Annotated in this window: 17 protein-coding genes; 10 read left to right on the top strand and 7 right to left on the bottom strand. The window is 63.4% G+C overall.

Annotated features, from left to right (window positions below; translation table 11 throughout):
• The first annotated feature begins 10 nt into the window (after window positions 1-10).
• The 3 genes from YUA_RS49910 (at window position 11) to YUA_RS0111790 (ending at window position 3221) form a co-directional block, all read left to right on the top strand.
• Window positions 11-166, top strand: a complete 156-nt coding sequence (locus YUA_RS49910; protein ID WP_156947098.1) for a hypothetical protein — start codon at window positions 11-13, stop codon at window positions 164-166.
• Window positions 167-552: 386 nt separating this feature from the next.
• A complete protein-coding gene (locus YUA_RS0111795) occupies window positions 553-966 on the top strand; it encodes a response regulator (RefSeq protein ID WP_027530880.1) in 414 nt (137 codons plus the stop codon).
• On the top strand, window positions 963-3221 hold the full coding sequence (locus YUA_RS0111790; protein ID WP_027530879.1) for a CHASE3 domain-containing protein: 2259 nt from the start codon (window positions 963-965) through the stop codon (window positions 3219-3221). The genes YUA_RS0111795 and YUA_RS0111790 overlap by 4 nt, the downstream gene beginning before the upstream one ends.
• Here the strand turns inward: YUA_RS0111790 and YUA_RS0111785 are convergent.
• Entirely contained in the window at window positions 3218-4114 is an 897-nt protein-coding gene (locus YUA_RS0111785) for a DMT family transporter (RefSeq protein WP_027530878.1), read from the bottom strand. The two genes, YUA_RS0111790 and YUA_RS0111785, sit on opposite strands and share 4 nt — an antisense overlap.
• A gap of 763 nt (window positions 4115-4877) precedes the next feature.
• Here YUA_RS0111785 and YUA_RS0111780 point away from each other — a divergent pair.
• The 3 genes from YUA_RS0111780 (at window position 4878) to YUA_RS0111765 (ending at window position 9321) form a co-directional block, all read left to right on the top strand.
• Window positions 4878-8651: a vitamin B12-dependent ribonucleotide reductase gene (locus tag YUA_RS0111780; protein ID WP_027530877.1), complete on the top strand. Its 3774-nt coding sequence runs from the start codon at window positions 4878-4880 to the stop codon at window positions 8649-8651.
• A 31-nt stretch (window positions 8652-8682) separates the two neighbouring features.
• The gene (locus YUA_RS0111775; protein ID WP_027530876.1) at window positions 8683-8928 is read left to right on the top strand and encodes a DUF4160 domain-containing protein; all 246 of its coding nucleotides are present in this window, start codon (window positions 8683-8685) and stop codon (window positions 8926-8928) included.
• A gap of 144 nt (window positions 8929-9072) precedes the next feature.
• A complete protein-coding gene (locus YUA_RS0111765) occupies window positions 9073-9321 on the top strand; it encodes a DUF2442 domain-containing protein (RefSeq protein ID WP_027530875.1) in 249 nt (82 codons plus the stop codon).
• Window positions 9322-9554: 233 nt separating this feature from the next.
• On the opposite strand, the gene YUA_RS0111760 is transcribed toward YUA_RS0111765, so the two are convergent.
• Both YUA_RS0111760 and YUA_RS0111750 read right to left on the bottom strand, forming a co-directional pair.
• Complete coding sequence (locus tag YUA_RS0111760) at window positions 9555-9848, bottom strand: hypothetical protein (protein ID WP_156947097.1); 294 nt, start codon at window positions 9846-9848, stop codon at window positions 9555-9557.
• 812 nt (window positions 9849-10660) lie between these two features.
• Window positions 10661-11308, bottom strand: coding sequence for a hypothetical protein (locus YUA_RS0111750; protein WP_027530872.1), 648 nt, complete (start codon window positions 11306-11308; stop codon window positions 10661-10663).
• A 132-nt stretch (window positions 11309-11440) separates the two neighbouring features.
• Between YUA_RS0111750 and YUA_RS0111745 the strand changes: the two genes are divergently transcribed.
• Window positions 11441-12238, top strand: a complete 798-nt coding sequence (locus YUA_RS0111745) for a transglycosylase SLT domain-containing protein (RefSeq protein WP_027530871.1) — start codon at window positions 11441-11443, stop codon at window positions 12236-12238.
• A gap of 170 nt (window positions 12239-12408) precedes the next feature.
• Here YUA_RS0111745 and YUA_RS0111735 read toward each other — a convergent pair whose 3' ends face one another.
• The 4 genes from YUA_RS0111735 to YUA_RS0111720 form a co-directional block, all read right to left on the bottom strand.
• Window positions 12409-12591 (bottom strand): hypothetical protein, encoded by a 183-nt coding sequence (locus YUA_RS0111735; protein WP_027530870.1) that lies wholly within the window; start codon window positions 12589-12591, stop codon window positions 12409-12411.
• On the bottom strand, window positions 12591-13604 hold the full coding sequence (locus YUA_RS0111730) for an acyl-CoA desaturase (protein WP_027530869.1): 1014 nt from the start codon (window positions 13602-13604) through the stop codon (window positions 12591-12593). The genes YUA_RS0111735 and YUA_RS0111730 overlap by 1 nt, the downstream gene beginning before the upstream one ends.
• A gap of 183 nt (window positions 13605-13787) precedes the next feature.
• Window positions 13788-14069 carry a hypothetical protein gene (locus YUA_RS0111725; protein WP_027530868.1) on the bottom strand — a complete coding sequence of 94 codons (282 nt, stop codon included), beginning with the start codon at window positions 14067-14069 and terminating at the stop codon, window positions 13788-13790.
• A gap of 246 nt (window positions 14070-14315) precedes the next feature.
• The gene (locus YUA_RS0111720; RefSeq protein ID WP_027530867.1) at window positions 14316-15140 is read right to left on the bottom strand and encodes an FkbM family methyltransferase; all 825 of its coding nucleotides are present in this window, start codon (window positions 15138-15140) and stop codon (window positions 14316-14318) included.
• Window positions 15141-15359: 219 nt separating this feature from the next.
• Here YUA_RS0111720 and YUA_RS0111715 point away from each other — a divergent pair, with 219 nt between their 5' ends.
• From YUA_RS0111715 to YUA_RS0111705, 3 genes are all read left to right on the top strand, one after another.
• A complete protein-coding gene (locus tag YUA_RS0111715; protein WP_027530866.1) occupies window positions 15360-16199 on the top strand; it encodes a PhzF family phenazine biosynthesis protein in 840 nt (279 codons plus the stop codon).
• Between the two features lie 179 nt (window positions 16200-16378).
• The gene (locus tag YUA_RS0111710) at window positions 16379-16729 is read left to right on the top strand and encodes a zinc ribbon domain-containing protein YjdM (protein WP_027530865.1); all 351 of its coding nucleotides are present in this window, start codon (window positions 16379-16381) and stop codon (window positions 16727-16729) included.
• 113 nt (window positions 16730-16842) lie between these two features.
• A complete protein-coding gene (locus YUA_RS0111705) occupies window positions 16843-17103 on the top strand; it encodes a hypothetical protein (RefSeq protein WP_027530864.1) in 261 nt (86 codons plus the stop codon).
• Window positions 17104-17105: the final 2 nt, after the last annotated feature.

The following is a 17105-nucleotide window of genomic DNA, read 5'->3' as shown; positions in this document are numbered from 1 at the left end:
ACCAACATTCATGGGCGACGCCGACAATCCGCGCCGCTCATTTGTTTTGGCCGGCTCTCGGCGAGTTTCCAGTTTCGGACACGGATTGAGCGACCATGACGGTGCGGTCGTGAAACCAGAAACCGGCGAACAAGACGGCGAGAACGATGGCATAGACCGCACATGATCGGCGCGCCCATCGGCGATACGTCCTGCGATCTTCCGCGCTCAGGTCTTGCACATCCTGTCGCGAACGCTGTCCATCAAGCCCGAGGCGAGTCATCGCAGAACCTCCGCAGATCACGGTTCTGCAGTAGTTCGACCTGCACGCACGTGTCATCATCCCGTCGGGTGACGTGCGTGCCTGCCCCGATGAAGCAGCAGCTATGGATCGCGCGGATTTGTCTCAACCTGTCATTGAAATCCGACGGAATTCACCTCCCACGCGGAACCTGCCGAGGCGCTATGCATTGCGCCGTGCATATCTACTTCGGTCCAATCCAAAATTGACCCGGCGCACGATTCGCCTATATCACCAATCTCTGTGGGGACTTCGATCTACTGGGAAAGGTCATGCCGCGTATTCTCGTGGTCGATGACGATCCGATGGTCGGCGCGACCATCGAGGTCCTCCTCCTGCGCCAGGGCTTCGATGTCACGTTGACCGACGGCGGCGAAACCGGGCTTGCTGCGCTCGAAGCGCAGACGTTTGATGTGATGCTGGTTGATATCTTCATGCCGCATATGCGCGGCTTCGAATCCATCCGCATCTTTCACGAGCGTGCGCCGGCGATCCCGTTGATTGCCATGTCGGGTTACGCCTTCGCCTCATCCGCATCGCCCTCCCCGGACTTCCTCCGCATGGCGCTGGAGCTCGGCGCATCGCGCTGCCTGCGCAAGCCGTTCACGCCCGAGACGCTGCTGACCACGATCCGGGAATGCCTCGGCGAGAGCGCGCCGCCGAAGGACCAGAAAGAGGCCCCTTGATTCCCTCGCAGCGCGTCATTCTCGGTGCTGGACTTGCCATCCTCCTGCTCATCACCGCCGCCTCGATCGGTCTCGACGTCAAGTCGCGGTCCGATACTGCCTGGGTCAACCATACCGTCGAGGTGCTGAAGAAGATCTCGGATCTGCGCGTTCTGATCCGCCATGCCGAGAGCGCCGCGCGGGGTTACGAGATCTACCGGAGTTCGGGTTTCAGCGACGAATTCCAGTCGGTGCGCGCCCAGATCGCGCCGGCCCTCGCCGACCTCAAGCGCAGCCTGCGCGACAACGCCGATCAGGTCGCGCTGATCGAGGGCACCGAGCCGCTGGTGATGCGCCGGGTCGAGATTGCCGCGGAAGCGATGCGCCTGCGCACCGCCGATGACCAGGCCGGCGTGGCCGCGCTCCAGAGCAAGGGCGAGGGTCGCGGCCTGATGGACACGGTGATGGGCAATCTCGACCGTTTGAGCGCGGAGGAGGAAGGGTTGCTCAACGCGCGCTCGCAGGATTCGCGCCGGACCGGCATCGTGCTGCTCGGCATCGATGTCGCCGGCGCACTAGTGATTCTGTTGCTGGTCGTGATGGTGATGCGCGAGAGCCACCGCGCCCAGGTCGCACTCAAGAGCACACTGCTGGAAACCACCGCGGCCAATCTGCAACTGGAGGCCGCCGTTGCCGAACGCACCGAGCATCTCGTCACCGCCCATGACGAACTGCGGCTGTCGGTCAACGTGCTGCAGAGCACGTTCCGAAGCATGGCCGAGGCGGTGCTGGTGATCGACGCCGAGAGCACTGTCCTGTTGTCCAATCCCGCCGCCGAGCGCATGCTGCTGCATCGGACCGGCATGAGCCTGCGCAATCTGCGCGCGCTGTCCGACGTCTTCCACGGCGACGGCGTCACGCCGCTCGAGTCCGACGGGCTGCCGTCCGTGCGCGTGCTGCGCGGCGACGAGTTCGAAAATTTGGAGATGATCGTCCGCCCGCACAGCGGCGGCATAGCCCGCCATCTGATGGTCAGCGGCCGGCCGATGCGCGACGGGCAAGGCGACATCTCCGGCGCGGTGCTGGTGTATCACGACGCGACCATTTCGCGCGATACCGAGCGGCAGCTGCACCAGTCGCAGAAGCTGGATGCGATCGGCAAGCTGACCGGCGGCGTCGCGCACGACTTCAACAACATGCTGACCGTCATCTCCGGCAACACCGAGACGCTGGTGGCGAGCCTGAAGCAGCAGCCGGATCTCCAGCGCGTGGCGCGCCTGATCGACGATGCCGCCGAGCGCTGCGCCGAACTGATCCAGCATCTGCTCGCCTTTGCGCGCAAGCAGCCGCTGCAGCCGCGCAACGTCGAGATCAATGGCGCCATCGCCGACATCGCCAAGCTCCTCCGCCCCACTCTCGGCGAGCAGATCCAGATCGAGACGGCCCTGCAACAGGGGCCGATGACCTCGCATATCGATCCGTCCCGCCTCACCAACGCCGTGCTCAACATGGCGATCAACGCCCGCGACGCCATGCCGAACGGCGGCAAGCTGCTGCTCGAGACCCATCGTGTCGTGCTGGACGAGGCTTATGCGCGGGCCAACCCCGACGTGCGGCCCGGACCCTACGTAATGCTCGCCGTCAGCGACACCGGCACCGGCATGCCTCAGAGCGTCCAGGAGAAGGCGTTCGAGCCGTTCTTCACCACCAAGGAGGTCGGCAAAGGATCGGGCCTCGGCCTCTCCATGGTCTACGGCTTCGTCAAGCAGTCCGGCGGACACATCAAGATCTACAGCGAGCAAGGCCACGGCACCACGATCAAGCTCTATCTGCCGCCGGGCGAAGGCACGGTCGAATCCACTGTCACCGCGACGCCCCAAGCCGAAGGCGGCGCCGAGACCATCTTCGTCGTCGAGGACGATACGCTGGTGCGCAACTTCGTCACCGCCCAGCTGCAGAGCCTCGGCTACAAGACGGTGGCCGCCGCCGACAGCAAGGCTGCGCTGCAGTTGATCGAGGCCGGCCAGACCTTCGACCTGCTCTTCACTGACATCGTGATCCCCGGCGGCATGAGCGGGCGCGAGCTCGCCGAGGAGGTCGCCAAGCGCAGGCCGGGCCTTAAGGTGCTCTACACCTCCGGCTATACCGACAACGCCATCGTCCATCACGGCAAGCTCGACGACGGCGTGATGCTGCTGACAAAACCCTATCGCCGCAACCAGCTCGCCGAGATGATCCGCAAGGCGCTGGCCGGCGGGGGGATGGTGGCAGGCTAACGCGTCGCCAGCACCACGGCCGCGAGCGTAAAGATCAGCGACGCGATCTGGCCCGGCCCCAGCGGCTCGTGCAGGGCCATCGCGGACGCCACCACGCCGATCACCGGCACGGCCATGGTCCCGATCGCGGCGACCGAGGCCGGCAGGCGCGCTAGCGCGGCGAACCAGCTGACATAGGCGATGCAGAACTGCACCACGGTCGAGTAGATCAGGAGCCACCAGCCGACCGGCGTCACCTTGTCCAGATGCGAGGTCTCGATCAGGAGGCCGACGATCGAGATCGGCAGGCAGCCGATCCCGATCTGCCAGGCGGCAGCCGTGACCGGCGGCAGATGGATCGGGTACTTCTTGGAGAATACCGTACCGACGGCAAAGCCGATCGCGCCGCACAGCGCCATGATGATACCCGGCAGCTTTTCCGCGCTGGCCGCAATGCCGTTGCCGCCCATGATCGAGGCGAGCCCGGCGAAGGCCATCACCAGCGCGATGGTGCGCAAGACCGTCGGCCGCTCGCCGAGCACGGGCCAGGCGATCAGCGAGGCCCAGACCGGCATGGTGTAGGCGATCAGCGCCGCCTCGCTCGCCGGCAGCCACAGCAGCGCTAGCCCCATCAGCACCATCCAGCCGGTGACGTTGAGGATTGCGGCGGTCGCCAGGCGCGGCCAGATCGCCGACGGAACCTTGAGGCTGTCGCCGCGGGCCAGCGCGAGCGCCGCCAGCAGCACGGCACCAAGCACGCCGGTCACGCCGCGAAGCGTCAGCGGCGGCAGCTCACCGAGCAGGAATTTCGTCACCGGCCAATTGAATCCCCAGCCGATCGAGGTGATCGCGAGGAACATCAGCCCGGCCGGGGCGATGCGCGGCGGCGCATCCCGACGAGTCGAATCAAGCATGTGGATAGTCCGGCAAAATCGAGGTCAGCTTGGCGCGGATTCGCAGGCGCGACCACCACCCCGGCGGGCATGCCTGCCCCTCCTTCCGTACCCCTACGTGAGTCCCGTTTGCGCAACCCCGTTGCCCAAAAATATACCTGCCCTGTGAACAGCGGGAGGAAGGTTCCGTATCGTCACGGGATGCAAATTTTTTCGGTTGGGAATCCCTGAGGACTCACCGATACTTGGCTCAACAACAGGTGAGGGCTTGGCCCCTGTTATCCCCCGCAATCCACCATATTTAGTATTTGATTCAGGAACTCGCACTAGTTCTTGACGGGCGCAACGGAGAGTCCTAGCTTTCGGTCCGTTCGGCGCGAGTGTGTTTGCGTCCCGCCGGCATTCCCCAAAGGGTCCGCAAAACTGCACTCCGCCAAGCCAGACGCAGGCAGCGGGAGAAGGGCTTGTCTGCCCGCGGACAGCGGACTTTTCGGGCGCCAGAACGGGCCGGCAACAGGCTCGGATGGCATCGGTAGACGTTGTGACGGTGTGGGGCGTTTGAACGCATGTCGGGCTCATCGCTTTGGGGCGGATGGGCTTGGACATGCCGGCGGATGATCGGTGCGCGCATCGAGGAGTCGCGTCGGGAGAAACTGGGCCGGATCCACCGGCTGAACTGCGGTGCCTTTGGGCCGATCGGGCCTGGATGGAAACGCGAAACGAAATGTCGACCCGGATGCCTGAACCGAGGCGGTCCGGTCAAAGAATAGGACGGGGCAAGACCATGCGGATTGAGCGGCGCCACACCACTTCGGGACAGTCACCTTACGCCGGGATCGATTTCCGGCTGACCACGTCGGAGATCAGGAATCCCGACGGCTCGGTCGTGTTTAAAATGGACGGCGTCGAGGTCCCGACCGAATGGTCGCAGGTCGCCTCCGACGTGCTCGCCCAGAAATACTTCCGCAAAGCGGGCGTCGCCGCGCGCCTGAAGAAGGTCGAGGAAGAATCCGTCCCCTCCTTCCTGTGGCGCTCCGTGCCCGACACCGAGGCGCTTGGCCTCCTGCCCGAGAAAGAGCGCTTCGTCAGCGAGCTCTCGGCAAAGCAGGTGTTCGACCGCCTCGCCGGCTGCTGGACCTATTGGGGCTGGAAGGGCAAATACTTTTCCTCCGACGAGGACGCCCAGACCTTTTATGACGAGCTCCGCTACATGCTCGCCATGCAGATGGTCGCGCCGAACTCGCCGCAATGGTTCAACACCGGCCTGCATTGGGCCTATGGCATCGACGGCCCCGGCCAGGGCCACTATTACGTCGACCCCTTCACCGGCAAGCTGACCAAGTCCAAGTCGGCCTACGAGCACCCGCAGCCGCACGCCTGCTTCATCCAGGGCGTCGGTGACGACCTCGTCAACGAGGGCGGCATCATGGACCTCTGGGTTCGCGAAGCCCGCCTGTTCAAATATGGCTCCGGCACCGGCTCCAACTTCTCGCGCCTGCGCGGCGAAGGCGAAAAGCTGTCCGGCGGCGGCCGCTCGTCCGGCCTGATGAGCTTCCTCAAGATCGGCGACCGCGCTGCGGGTGCGATCAAGTCGGGCGGCACCACGCGCCGCGCTGCCAAGATGGTCGTCGTCGACGTCGATCACCCCGATATCGAAACCTACATCGACTGGAAGGTGAAGGAGGAGCAGAAGGTCGCCGCCCTCGTCACCGGATCCAAGATCAACCAGAAGCACCTCAAGCTGGTGCTGAAGGCCTGCGTGAATTGCGAAGGTTCGGGCGACGATTGCTTCGATCCCGAGAAGAACCCAGCGCTCCGCCGCGAGATCAAGCTCGCGCGCCGCAGCCTCGTGCCTGACAATTACATCAAGCGCGTCATCCAGTTTGCCAAGCAAGGCTACAAGGACATCCAGTTCGACGTCTATGACACCGACTGGGATTCGGAAGCCTATCTCACCGTCTCCGGCCAGAACTCCAACAACTCGGTCTCGCTGAAGGACGACTTCCTGCGCGCCGTGGAAACCGATGGCGACTGGAACCTGAACGCCCGCACCTCCAAGAAGGTGACGAAGACGCTGAAGGCGCGCGACCTCTGGGAGAAAATTGGCTACGCCGCCTGGGCGTCGGCCGACCCGGGCCTGCACTTCAACACCACCATGAACGACTGGCACACCTGCAAGTCGTCGGGCGACATCCGCGCGTCCAATCCGTGCTCCGAGTACATGTTCCTGGACGACACGGCGTGCAACCTCGCCTCCGCCAATTTGCTGACGTTCTACGACACGACGACAAAACAGTTCGACGTCGCCGGCTACGAGCACCTCTGCCAGCTCTGGACCATCGTGCTCGAAATCTCCGTGATGATGGCGCAGTTCCCGTCCCGCGCGATCGCCGAGCTCTCCTACGAGTTCCGCACGCTCGGCCTCGGCTACGCCAATATCGGCGGCCTCTTGATGACCATGGGTCTCTCCTACGACTCCAAGGAAGGCCGTGCGCTCTGCGGCGCGCTGACCGCGGTGATGACCGGCATCACCTACAAGACCTCGGCGGAGATGGCGGCCGAGCTCGGCACCTTCCCCGGCTACAAGAAGAACGCCGCGCACATGCTGCGCGTCATCCGCAACCACCGCCGCGCCGCTCATGGCGAGGCCTCCGGCTACGAGGCACTCAGCGTCAACCCGGTGCCGCTCGACCACGCCTCCTGCCCGCAAGGAGACATCGTCACGCGTGCGCAGGCGGCCTGGGATGCGGCGCTCGAGCTCGGCGAGAAGCACGGCTATCGCAACGCCCAGACCACGGTGATCGCGCCGACCGGCACGATCGGCCTGGTCATGGATTGCGACACCACCGGAATCGAGCCCGACTTCGCGCTGGTGAAGTTCAAGAAGCTCGCCGGCGGCGGCTACTTCAAGATCATCAACCGCGCGGTCCCCGCCGCGCTGCGCGCGCTCGGCTATCGCGAAGCTGATATCGCGGAGATCGAGGCCTACGCCGTCGGCCATGGCTCGCTGTCCAACGCGCCGGGCATCAACGCCTCGACGCTGAAGGCCAAGGGCTTTACCGATGAAGCCATCGCCAAGGTCGAAAAGGCACTGCCGACCGCCTTCGACATCAAGTTCGCCTTCAACAAATGGACCTTTGGCGAGGATTTTATTCGCGACCAGTTGGGCATTGGCGCTGAAGCCATTGCCGCGCCGGGCTTCGATCTCCTCCAGGCGGTCGGATTTACAAAACGCGAGATCGAGGCGGCCAACGTCCACATCTGCGGCGCGATGACGGTGGAAGGTGCTCCGCATCTGAAGGCGGAACATTACTCCGTATTCGACTGCGCCAACCCCTGCGGCAAGATTGGAAAACGCTATCTGTCGGTCGAGAGCCACATCCGCATGATGGCGGCGGCCCAGCCCTTCATCTCGGGTGCGATCTCCAAGACCATCAACATGCCTAACGACGCCACTGTGGAGGACTGCAAGTCCGCCTACATGCTGTCGTGGAAGCTCGCGCTGAAGGCCAACGCGCTCTATCGCGACGGCTCGAAACTGTCGCAGCCGCTCAACTCGCAGCTCATCAGCGATGATGACGACGAGGACGATGCGGTCGAGGCGCTCTACGAGAAGCCGATGGCGGCGCGCGCCACCCAGGTCTCGGAGAAGATCGTCGAAAAGCTGGTCGAGCGCATCATCGTGATGCGCGAGCGCGAGAAGATGCCGGATCGCCGCAAGGGCTACACCCAGAAGGCGGTCGTCGGCGGCCACAAGGTCTATCTCCGCACCGGCGAATATGACGACGGCCGTCTCGGCGAGATCTTCATCGACATGCACAAGGAAGGCGCGGCGCTGCGCTCCTTCATCAACAATTTTGCGATCGCGGTGTCCCTCGGTCTGCAATACGGCGTGCCGCTCGACGAATATGTCGACGCCTTCACCTTCACCCGCTTCGAGCCGGCGGGCCCCGTGCAGGGCAACGACAGCATCAAGTACGCGACCTCGATCCTCGATTACGTCTTCCGCGAGCTCGCGGTGAGCTACATGTCGCGCTTCGATCTCGCCCATGTCGACCCAACCGAGTCGAATTTCGACGCGCTCGGCAAGGGCGTCGAGGAAGGCAAGGAGCCGGAGGAGCCGAACCACCAGGCGACCAGGCTGGTCTCGCGCGGCCTCACCCGCTCCCGCACCGACAACCTTGTGGTGATGCGCGGCGGCTCGGCCGCGATTGCCTCCGGCAGCGACAATGCGCCCGCCGGCGGCAGCCGCGTCACCTCGCTCGCCTCGCACGGCGCCACCGCCCGCGGCGCCGGCGATGCCCTGGAAGGCGCGGTCGCGCTGAAGCAGGAAGCCCAACACGACCTCTCCCCCACGGAGAAGCTCGAGGCGCTCCAGTGGAGCAAGGCCGGCAGCGCCGCAACGGTTGCGGCCCCCAGCAAGGCCGAGCGCCGCGCGGAAGCCAAGGCCAAGGGCTATGAGGGCGAGATGTGCAGCGAGTGTGGCAACTTCACGCTGGTGCGAAATGGCACCTGCATGAAGTGCGACACTTGCGGCAGCACGACGGGGTGTAGCTGATACCACTAGCGCAAGTCGTCCGGAGGCATTGATGCCAGTTGCATTGCGCCACGGCGGCTTGCGCTACTACTTCTTCTCAAACGAGGGGCGGCCGCCTGAGCCGCCCCATATTCATGTCAAGGGTGGTGGTAGCGACGCCAAGGTCTGGCTGGAACCAACCATATCAATAGCAGACAGTTATGGCTTCAATCCGCGGGAACTTTCGAATATCCTGCGCGTGGTCGAAGACAACCGCGATCTTCTCCTGAAGGCTTGGCATGACCATTTCGGCAATTAGCTCGTAGGATGGGTAGAGCTCTTGCGAAACCCATCATTCCACGACGGTTATTGATGGGTTTCGCTGCGCTCTACCCATCCTACGAACTTTCGAATATCCTGCACGTGGTCGAAGACACCCGCGATCTGCTCCTGAAGGCTTGGCATGACCATTTCGGCAACTAGCGTTCGATTTGACGAACACACGATGTGGGTCGAGTTGTCGGACGGCCGGACCCTCGGTGTCCCCCTCGCCTGGTTTCCGCGGCTGCTGCACGCAACGTCCGCCGAACGCGAACAGGTCGAACTGAGCCGGGTCGGGTTGCATTGGGAAGCGCTTGACGAAGATATCTCCATCGCTGGCCTTCTCGCCGGACGCGGCGACATCACGAGATCCACAGAACACGCTGCCTAGCCGATCTACCTGGGCACGGTCACTCGGAAGCAGGAAGCCAACAACGAGGTCTCGCCGACGGAGAAGCTCTAGGTATCGCGGTGACACCGTCACCGTGATACCTAGCTCGACGAGCGCGCTCGGTCGTGTCTCGCCGAATGAGGGCGGACACCATGCCCCTGTTCAGCCGATCCAGCGTTCTACGTGGTGCTGAATCCTCCAGTCCTCGAGCACCTGAATTTGAGTATCGGACTTCAGTACCCGGACTTTGTGCTCGAGCCGGTGGCTGGCCTTGTGCTTGCGCCGGTGGTTTGACCTGGAGCGTAATTGGACGCGCCGGCGTGGGTCTTCTTCGAGGCTTTCGCGTGGTGCATCGCGTGGTGCATCTTATGTCCGGGAGCGTAGCTGGAAGCGCCCGGCTCGCCTTTCTTGGAACCCGTTTGCTGCATCTCCTGACCCGGCGCCTTGCTCGATACGCCCTGAGCCAGCACGGCCGGTGCCGTGGCCATGGCAACAGCAGCAGAGAGCGCGATGATCGTCATTTTCATGATGTCCTCCTCCGACAAGCCCCGTCAATGCAACGAAATGATGCCGATGTCCGTTCCTCCGAACGAACGTTCATGAGCGTGGGATTCCCAGCCGGGAGCGCCGCAGGGAGGAGGACGGTTGGCCTGTGGAATGAGGCGTAGAGTAACCTGTCCGCCGCAGGCGCCAAGGTGGACCTGTCTCGCCGAAGTTCAGCAAGCGAAGGCGGAAACGAGATCCATCAATCGCTGCGGCGAGAGTGATGGGTTTCGCAAGGCTCAACCCATCCTGCGGCGTTTGGAAGGAGAGGAACCAATCGACCTCCATTGCTTTGGGATGTGCTGCCCTCCATTGCGGGTGGCAGTGGCAGGTTGAGAGGTGAAAATGTTCCTGATGGGACTTGGCGCGCTGCTCATCTTCGGCGGACTCCTCTATATGGTGCGCGCCACGATTTGGCGGGGCCCCCTTAGCGGTCGGGATTCTTCTCGACCCGTTCGCGGCACGCTTGAACCGCCTCGCCGAGGCCTGGGATTCCTTGGGATCGCATCGAACTGGCCAGGAATTGTCCTGATGGCCGCCGGTGCGGTGCTGATGGCGTCAGGCGCGAGCCTCTAGGTCCCGCTTGTCGACTCCCAGCAAGCGCAGCCCGGATGAGCGAAGCGACATCCGGGGAATGCTTGCGGTGTCCAGTGCACTAAATTATTCGCTATCGCTGCCTTCCTGACCTGCCGCTTCGGCTCACGTTTCGTGGACGGCGTCAATCAAATGGCCCCTCCCCGTAATTCGGGACCTGAAACATTTGGTGCCGCCCGCTGCGCCGTCCGACAGCGCGACTCTACTCTCGTGCCCGGCGAACCGCCTCCTCCAGTTTGATCCTCTGCTTGTTCCAGCTCGCTTCCTCCACTCCGGCGCGTTCATCCAGCGCAGCCCGCTCCGCTTCGATCTCGTCCACCCGCACCTGGCGGTCCCGCCTCGCCTTGTCCAGCGCCGCCTGGGCGGCCGCGATCGCCTTCTCCCGCCGCGCGCGCTCCCTGGCGCGGGCGGCCTCTTCCTTGCGGCGCGCGCTTTCGCGTCGCTGCTCCTCCTTCGCAAATGAAGCGGCGGCCCTGCGCGCTTCCTGATCGTCGATCTTGCGGGAGGACTTCGTTGTGGTCTTGGCCGGACGCTTCTTCGGCTTGGACCTTGAGCTTGGCTTGTCCCCGTCCTCGGCGAGATCGGTTGGCAGTTCGGCGTGCTCGGTGAACGCGCCGTCCGATCCGACCGGGCGCCTGAGCACGACACCGGGGGCGGCCATGGTCGCGGCGACGATATCGGCGTCGTCGGTCTCCTTCGCGATCCCCTGATGGAACAGGTTGGACTTGGCGCCCCAGGCGTCCAGCGCCGCCTTCATCGAGGGTGCGGCGACCGCCTGGTCGTAGAAGCCAAGCGAGGTCTGATAGGTCTTCAGTTTTCTTGACGGTTTCCCTGACAGTTTTCTTGGCATGTCGCCTCACGGCTTGGTATTGCGATCTACGGGGCCGCGGATACAGGCGCAGCCTCGAAGCGCTGAACATCATCCCGTCGGGTCATGGGTTCCGCAACGGCTCAACCCATGCTATCCGCTCCCACGAGCCCCATGCCAAGGAAAAGCAGGCGCCTGCTCCCTCGCCTTCGCAGCCTTCGGCGCGGCGCCCGGTGGGCGCAAAAAACGTTCGCGCGCGCACCGCTTATGCTCCGGATCGTGGGCGGCGTGGCGATTCTGCTTGCGGTCGCAACGCTCACGAACATCGTCTATCAAATGATCCGCAAGCCGACCGAGCTGTTCGTCTTCGTCGGCAATTCCCTCGACAAGGAGCCGGCCGAGAACTGGCGGCAATATGGGCCGCTGTTCCGCACCTACTCCACCAAGACGATCACGCCCGAATTGCTGGCAGCACTTGCGCAAGTCGAGAGTTCGGGCAATCCGGTGGCGCGCACCTACTGGCGCTGGCGATGGAGTTTTAATCCGCTCGCGATCTACAAGCCTGCCTCCTCGGCGGTCGGCCTCTACCAGATGACGGATCCGGCCTTCAGCGAGGCCGCACGGTTCTGTGTCCGCGGCAACGTGGTGACGGATACCGGCTGCGGCCTCACTGGCCTTTACAACCGCGCGATCCCGAGCCACGCCATCGAGCTCGCATCGGTATATCTGGATCGACAAGTGGCCGACGTTCTCGCCCGCGCCGGCGATGTGAAGGCAAACCGCGAGCAAAAGCAGGATCTCGCCGCCTTCATCCATCTCTGCGGCGCGGGACCTGCCACGGCCTTTGCGCGCCGCAAGTTTCAGATGATCGCCGGCGAGCGCTGCGGCGATCATCTTGTCGCAAGCTATGTCGCCAGGGTCAACGCGATGAAGCGGCAGTTTTTGCGGCTTGCGGTGGATGACGGAGGTTAGCCCACAGGCTCAACGCTCTGGCTCGGGCTCGGGGATCAGCCTCCGAATCTCGTCGAGGGCCTCCAAGGCAATTTCGCAGGCTCTGTCGATGAATTCCTCGCCCCGCGGAGTCGCGTTGATCAGGCTTCTCATGTCCGATTGATACTGGCCTTTCGCGAGATTCAACCGGTTCAGTGCGGACGACACCACATGATAAGTGATGACACATCGACCTCGTCGAACAACGCCTGCACGTACACGCGCCATTTCTGTTCGGAAATGTCACCCTTCAGACATGCCAGCAGAGTGCCTTCGTCGATGCCAGCAGGCATCGGCGTATTGATCGTCGTCACGGCCGCGGTCAGAGGTCCCATCAGACCGTCGCTTCCGGTTCTGGCACGGAACGTTTTCCCCCGTCCGATGCACCTGGCGTCCGGCTTCGGGCCGAGAAAACGTCGTGAACGAGCCCGAGCTTCCCGAGCCCCAAAATGATCAGGCCATTGATGTCGATCTCGTACCAGGCGTGCGAGATATAGGCGTCGCGCGGAAACCGGTGATGGTTGTTGTGCAGCCCTTCACCGAAGGTGAGGATCGTGGTCACCAGCTCGTTGGTCGTGCCGTCATCGAGATCGAAGCGACGGTAGCCCCAGCGGCCGTCGCTGTGGCAGACCGAGTTGGCCAGCGAGGTGGCCATGGTCATGAGGTAGCTGCGGAACAGGCCGGAGAACAACACGCAGCCGATCATGGAATGCACGCCGCCAAAGGCGTAGCCGAGGCCAGCCGGAATGATCAGCGCCGACAACGCGTACCAGTACCAGCGCGTCCCGGTGAAGAACATGGCGATCGGGTCGGCCAGAATATCCCTGGCGTAGTATTCGGCATCGGTGGTCGCGAGGTCCCACACCCAGCCGCCTTGCGCGTGCCCCATCCCCTTGGCGAAGGAGGCAATGCGGTTGCCGAAGCCGTCATAGTAGGGGCTGTGGACGTCGCCGGGCTTGTCGGAGTGAAGATGGTGCCGCCGGTGGTTGCTCACCCACTTCAGGATCGAGCCCTGCACCGCCATCGTGGCGATCGCGGCGAGGATCGTCCGCATCACCGGACCGCAGCGGTAGCTGCGGTGCACGAAGTAGCGGTGCATGAAACCGATCCCGATCGTGGTCAGCATAAACATGCCGGCGAAAACCACGATCTCCACCCGGCCGATCCCTTGCGTGAAAGCCCAGATCAGCGCGCCGATCGAACTAGCGATCATCAGGATGAACGAAATATAGGAATCGCGAAACTTGGCGTCGACCACCGGGCCCTCGACCAAAACGCCCGGCGGCAATTTTGGCGGCGTTGCCCGGTCGGAGCCTTGCTCCGGAATCACGCCCTCGATTGCAGTCATTGCAGTCATTCCATTGATGGAAAAACAACTCTTCTGCAACGCAGGGTACAGACGCGCGTTATTTTGAGCAACCCGCTGGAAGCGCGGCGCGGCCATCACCTCGTCGAAAGCTATTCCGGGGGTCAACGGGGTGGAGCGGCGGTTTCGGCGGTAAGCTCGCGTGGCCGGTAGAATTGTCGATCGCTACCACCAATACGGCCACCGCCATCCCTCATAACGAACATATGACGGCACCAGCGGCGGACCATAGGGATCGACGCGGTCGTCTTCGGGCCGATAGCGATAGCGCGGAACAACGTTGTAATCCCACGGCGTGGGCCTGAGCACGGGCGCCGTGACGATGAGCCTCTCTTGTGGTGCGCGAACGACGATAGCCTTCCGCGTCCGGGCTTCGGCACCTGACATCCCGAGGTTACACAGCACCACGGCCGTTCCGAGCGCACACGCGACAGTCATGATCTTCATGCGTTGGTCTCCTTCCCGGCAAGAGTGCTGAAGGACGCAAAACAAGGCAAGTAAATTCGCCCAGGACTTGTTGGATGACCGCTTCTTGGTTGGATGACCGCTTCTTGAATGACCGCTGTCGGCCCTGGCAATTTCGGCCGAACTAACCCTTAGGACGGGTAGAGCACTTACGACACCTATCATTCCGCGACGGCACTTGATGGGTTTCGCTTGCGCTCTACCCATCCGCAGCCCGTCTAACTGCCACTAAGCCGCGTGAGTTTGCGGGCCGGCGCTCTGAGAGACGTTGATATCCTTCAAGCACACATCGCTCTGATGGATAGCGAGAATGTTGATGCCGAGACCCATCAACTGGTAGCCGCTGTCGACGAGCCATTGCTCGAGCTGCCGGATATCCGTCTTGATCTTTTCGATCAGCAGGATGGGGCGATACTTTGTGATCGTCTCGCGCGCACCGGCAAGGGCCTCCATCTCCATGCCCTCGATGTCGATCTTGATGAAATCGACCCGCGGCAGATTGAGCTCGTCCAGCGTCATCTTCCGGATCAGGACGGTGTTCTGGGCATAGTCGATCGGCTGGCCGATGAATTCGTTGCTTGGGCGCGGGCGCAGCTCCAGGCTGCCGAAGCTGGACGGCATGAAATAGTTCGGATTTGGCATCTGCATCGTGCCGGATTCCGAGGACACGGCCGCATGCACCGCCAGCGCGTTGAAGCAGTTGTTGATGGCGATGTTGCCGGCCAGCGCATAGTAGATCCGTTCCTGCGCCTCGATCGCGATCACCGAGCCCCAGCCCGTCATCGCCGAGGCCCATTCAACGGTGTGCACGCCGATATTCGCGCCGCAGTCGATGGCGATCACGCCGTCACCGTGGTGCTTCCGCCGCAAGGCCAGCAGTTCGAGCGCGATCTTGACCTCGCCGGGATCGAACGCGGCGGCTTCGAGGATCTGATGCCCCACGCCATAGCCGCGGTCCGGCGCGACCATGCGATAATCGAAGCGGTTGACGATCATCGTTCCATGGCTGGACGAGGCCATGACAAAGGCCAGCTTTTGCCCCGCGATCGGCATTGCAGAATCTCCTCACACTTAGAGTAGAGGCCACTATTCCAGCGCCGGCTTATGCGAGGCTTGTCTCGACGTCAGTTGCAGGCGTAGCCCGGATGGAGCGTAGCGTAATCCGGGATCTTGCCCCAAGCACCGCCGGCCCTGGATTGCGCTTCGCTCCATCCGGGCTACACAGTACGCAGCGAATGTTGCGCGCCATCCAGGCCAAACAGGGATCACCTCATGACCACTCTCCTCCGTATCGCGGCCTTCTCCGACGGCAACAGAGGCGGCAATCCCGCCGGCGTCTGGATCGGCGACGCCCTGCCGGATGCCGCAGCGATGCAGGCGATCGCGGCCGAGGTCGGCTTTTCGGAGACTGCCTTTGCCGCGCCCGCGGGCGAAGCCTGGCGCGTCCGCTACTTTTCGCCGTTGATGGAGGTGCCCTTCTGCGGCCACGCCACCATCGCGCTCGGCGCAGCGCTCGCGCATCGCGACGGTGATCGCAGTTTTGAGCTGCACCTGAACGATGCGGTCATTTCGGTGTCGGGGCAACGCGACGGCAACACTATCGCAGCCGCGCTGCAGTCGCCGCCGACGCGCAGCGCGCCGCTCGATGCCTCGCTCCGGGATGAGCTGCTGGATTTGTTCGGCTACGCGAACGGCGATCTTGACCCGAGCGTACCGCCGGCAAAAATTCACGGCGGCGCCGATCATGCCCTCCTTGGCTTGCGATCCCGCGACGCGCTCGCGCGGATGGCCTATGATTTCGATCGGGGCCGCGCCCTGATGGAGAAAGCGGGCCTGGTCACCATCGCTCTCGCTCAGGTCGAGACGCCGCGTCTGTTCCATGTCCGCAATGCCTTTGCCGCCGGCGGCGTCGTCGAGGATCCCGCAACGGGCGCTGCCGCCGCCGCATTCGCAGGCTATTTGCGCGACATCGGCTGGCCGCATGGCGGCGCCATCGACATCGTCCAGGGCGAAGACATGGGCGCGCGTTCGCTGATCCGCGCGGAGATCGATGAGACCAGAGGGAGTTCGATCCGTGTCTCGGGCACGGCTTGCTTCATGGACGGGGCGTGAGCCGCCGCACCTGCCCACAATGCCATCATGCGCCTGTTTTGCCCGACGGGTCAAACATTATTCGGTATCGACGAAATTCGGAAATCCGTACTGATTTCTACTGTGCATGGGGTTGTTTTCTTGAAAATTGATCTGCATCAAGACCGGCGCCGCGTTCCCCCTCCAAGATCGAGACCAGCATGAACGAATCCACAAATTGCCCCGCCTGCCAGTCCGAGCACGCCTATCAGGATCGCGATCTCTGGATCTGCCCGGAGTGCGGCCATGAATGGAGCACCACTTCTGGCGCAGAAGCGACGGCACCAGCGGAGGCCGGCGTGCGCGATGCCCATGGCAATGCGCTCGCTGACGGCGACAGCGTCATCGTAATGAAGGACCTCAAGGTCAAGGGCTCGTCATCGGTCCTCAAGGGCGGCACCAAGGTCCGCAACATCCGTCTCCAGGACGCCACCGACGGCCACAACATCGCCTGCAAGATCGACGGCATCGGCGCGATGAACCTGAAGTCGGAGTTCGTCAAGAAGGCCTGATCCGGCGCCGTTCTCGGCCGCGGGATTTGGTGCTATGCTCCGGCGGAGCGGCCGTCCGTCTCGCGTCACAAACGTGTGCGAGGCTCAGGGCTCGGCTGACGGAGGAGCGTATGATGAAGCACCGACTTCTGCTCACCCTTGCACCTGTGCTGCTGCTGGGCGCGGTCAGCGCCGCCGACGCCGACGGCCTCTGTGGTCCCGGCTGCCACCCCACCGTGACAGGCGCCTGCGTAGTCGATGGCTGGGGCACCGGTGCGCGGGTCTGGAATGAATGCCCGGCCACGACGCGTCCGCGCCCGCCCTGCGGCGGATCGGACTACGTCTGGAGCCCGCGCAAGCACGCCTGCTTCCCAAGGGTGAAGGACTGGATCTAGAG

Origin of the sequence: Bradyrhizobium sp. WSM3983 (assembly GCF_000473045.1) — a bacterium.
Taxonomy (GTDB): Bacteria; Pseudomonadota; Alphaproteobacteria; order Rhizobiales; family Xanthobacteraceae; genus Bradyrhizobium.
Note: the sequence above shows the minus strand (reverse complement) of the source record. Positions and strands in the feature narration are given on the sequence as shown.

Coding starts and splice junctions, on each gene's coding strand:
- YUA_RS0111745 (WP_027530871.1), top strand. CDS start 11,441: ATGCCAAGGAAAAGCAGGCGCCTGCTCCCTCGCCTTCGCAGCCTTCGG.
- YUA_RS0111795 (WP_027530880.1), top strand. CDS start 553: ATGCCGCGTATTCTCGTGGTCGATGACGATCCGATGGTCGGCGCGACC.
- YUA_RS0111785 (WP_027530878.1), bottom strand. CDS start 4,114: ATGCTTGATTCGACTCGTCGGGATGCGCCGCCGCGCATCGCCCCGGCC.
- YUA_RS0111715 (WP_027530866.1), top strand. CDS start 15,360: ATGACCACTCTCCTCCGTATCGCGGCCTTCTCCGACGGCAACAGAGGC.
- YUA_RS49910 (WP_156947098.1), top strand. CDS start 11: ATGGGCGACGCCGACAATCCGCGCCGCTCATTTGTTTTGGCCGGCTCT.
- YUA_RS0111720 (WP_027530867.1), bottom strand. CDS start 15,140: ATGCCGATCGCGGGGCAAAAGCTGGCCTTTGTCATGGCCTCGTCCAGC.
- YUA_RS0111780 (WP_027530877.1), top strand. CDS start 4,878: ATGCGGATTGAGCGGCGCCACACCACTTCGGGACAGTCACCTTACGCC.
- YUA_RS0111775 (WP_027530876.1), top strand. CDS start 8,683: ATGCCAGTTGCATTGCGCCACGGCGGCTTGCGCTACTACTTCTTCTCA.
- YUA_RS0111735 (WP_027530870.1), bottom strand. CDS start 12,591: ATGGGACCTCTGACCGCGGCCGTGACGACGATCAATACGCCGATGCCT.
- YUA_RS0111725 (WP_027530868.1), bottom strand. CDS start 14,069: ATGAAGATCATGACTGTCGCGTGTGCGCTCGGAACGGCCGTGGTGCTG.
- YUA_RS0111765 (WP_027530875.1), top strand. CDS start 9,073: ATGACCATTTCGGCAACTAGCGTTCGATTTGACGAACACACGATGTGG.
- YUA_RS0111710 (WP_027530865.1), top strand. CDS start 16,379: ATGAACGAATCCACAAATTGCCCCGCCTGCCAGTCCGAGCACGCCTAT.
- YUA_RS0111730 (WP_027530869.1), bottom strand. CDS start 13,604: ATGACTGCAATCGAGGGCGTGATTCCGGAGCAAGGCTCCGACCGGGCA.
- YUA_RS0111750 (WP_027530872.1), bottom strand. CDS start 11,308: ATGCCAAGAAAACTGTCAGGGAAACCGTCAAGAAAACTGAAGACCTAT.
- YUA_RS0111760 (WP_156947097.1), bottom strand. CDS start 9,848: ATGAAAATGACGATCATCGCGCTCTCTGCTGCTGTTGCCATGGCCACG.
- YUA_RS0111705 (WP_027530864.1), top strand. CDS start 16,843: ATGAAGCACCGACTTCTGCTCACCCTTGCACCTGTGCTGCTGCTGGGC.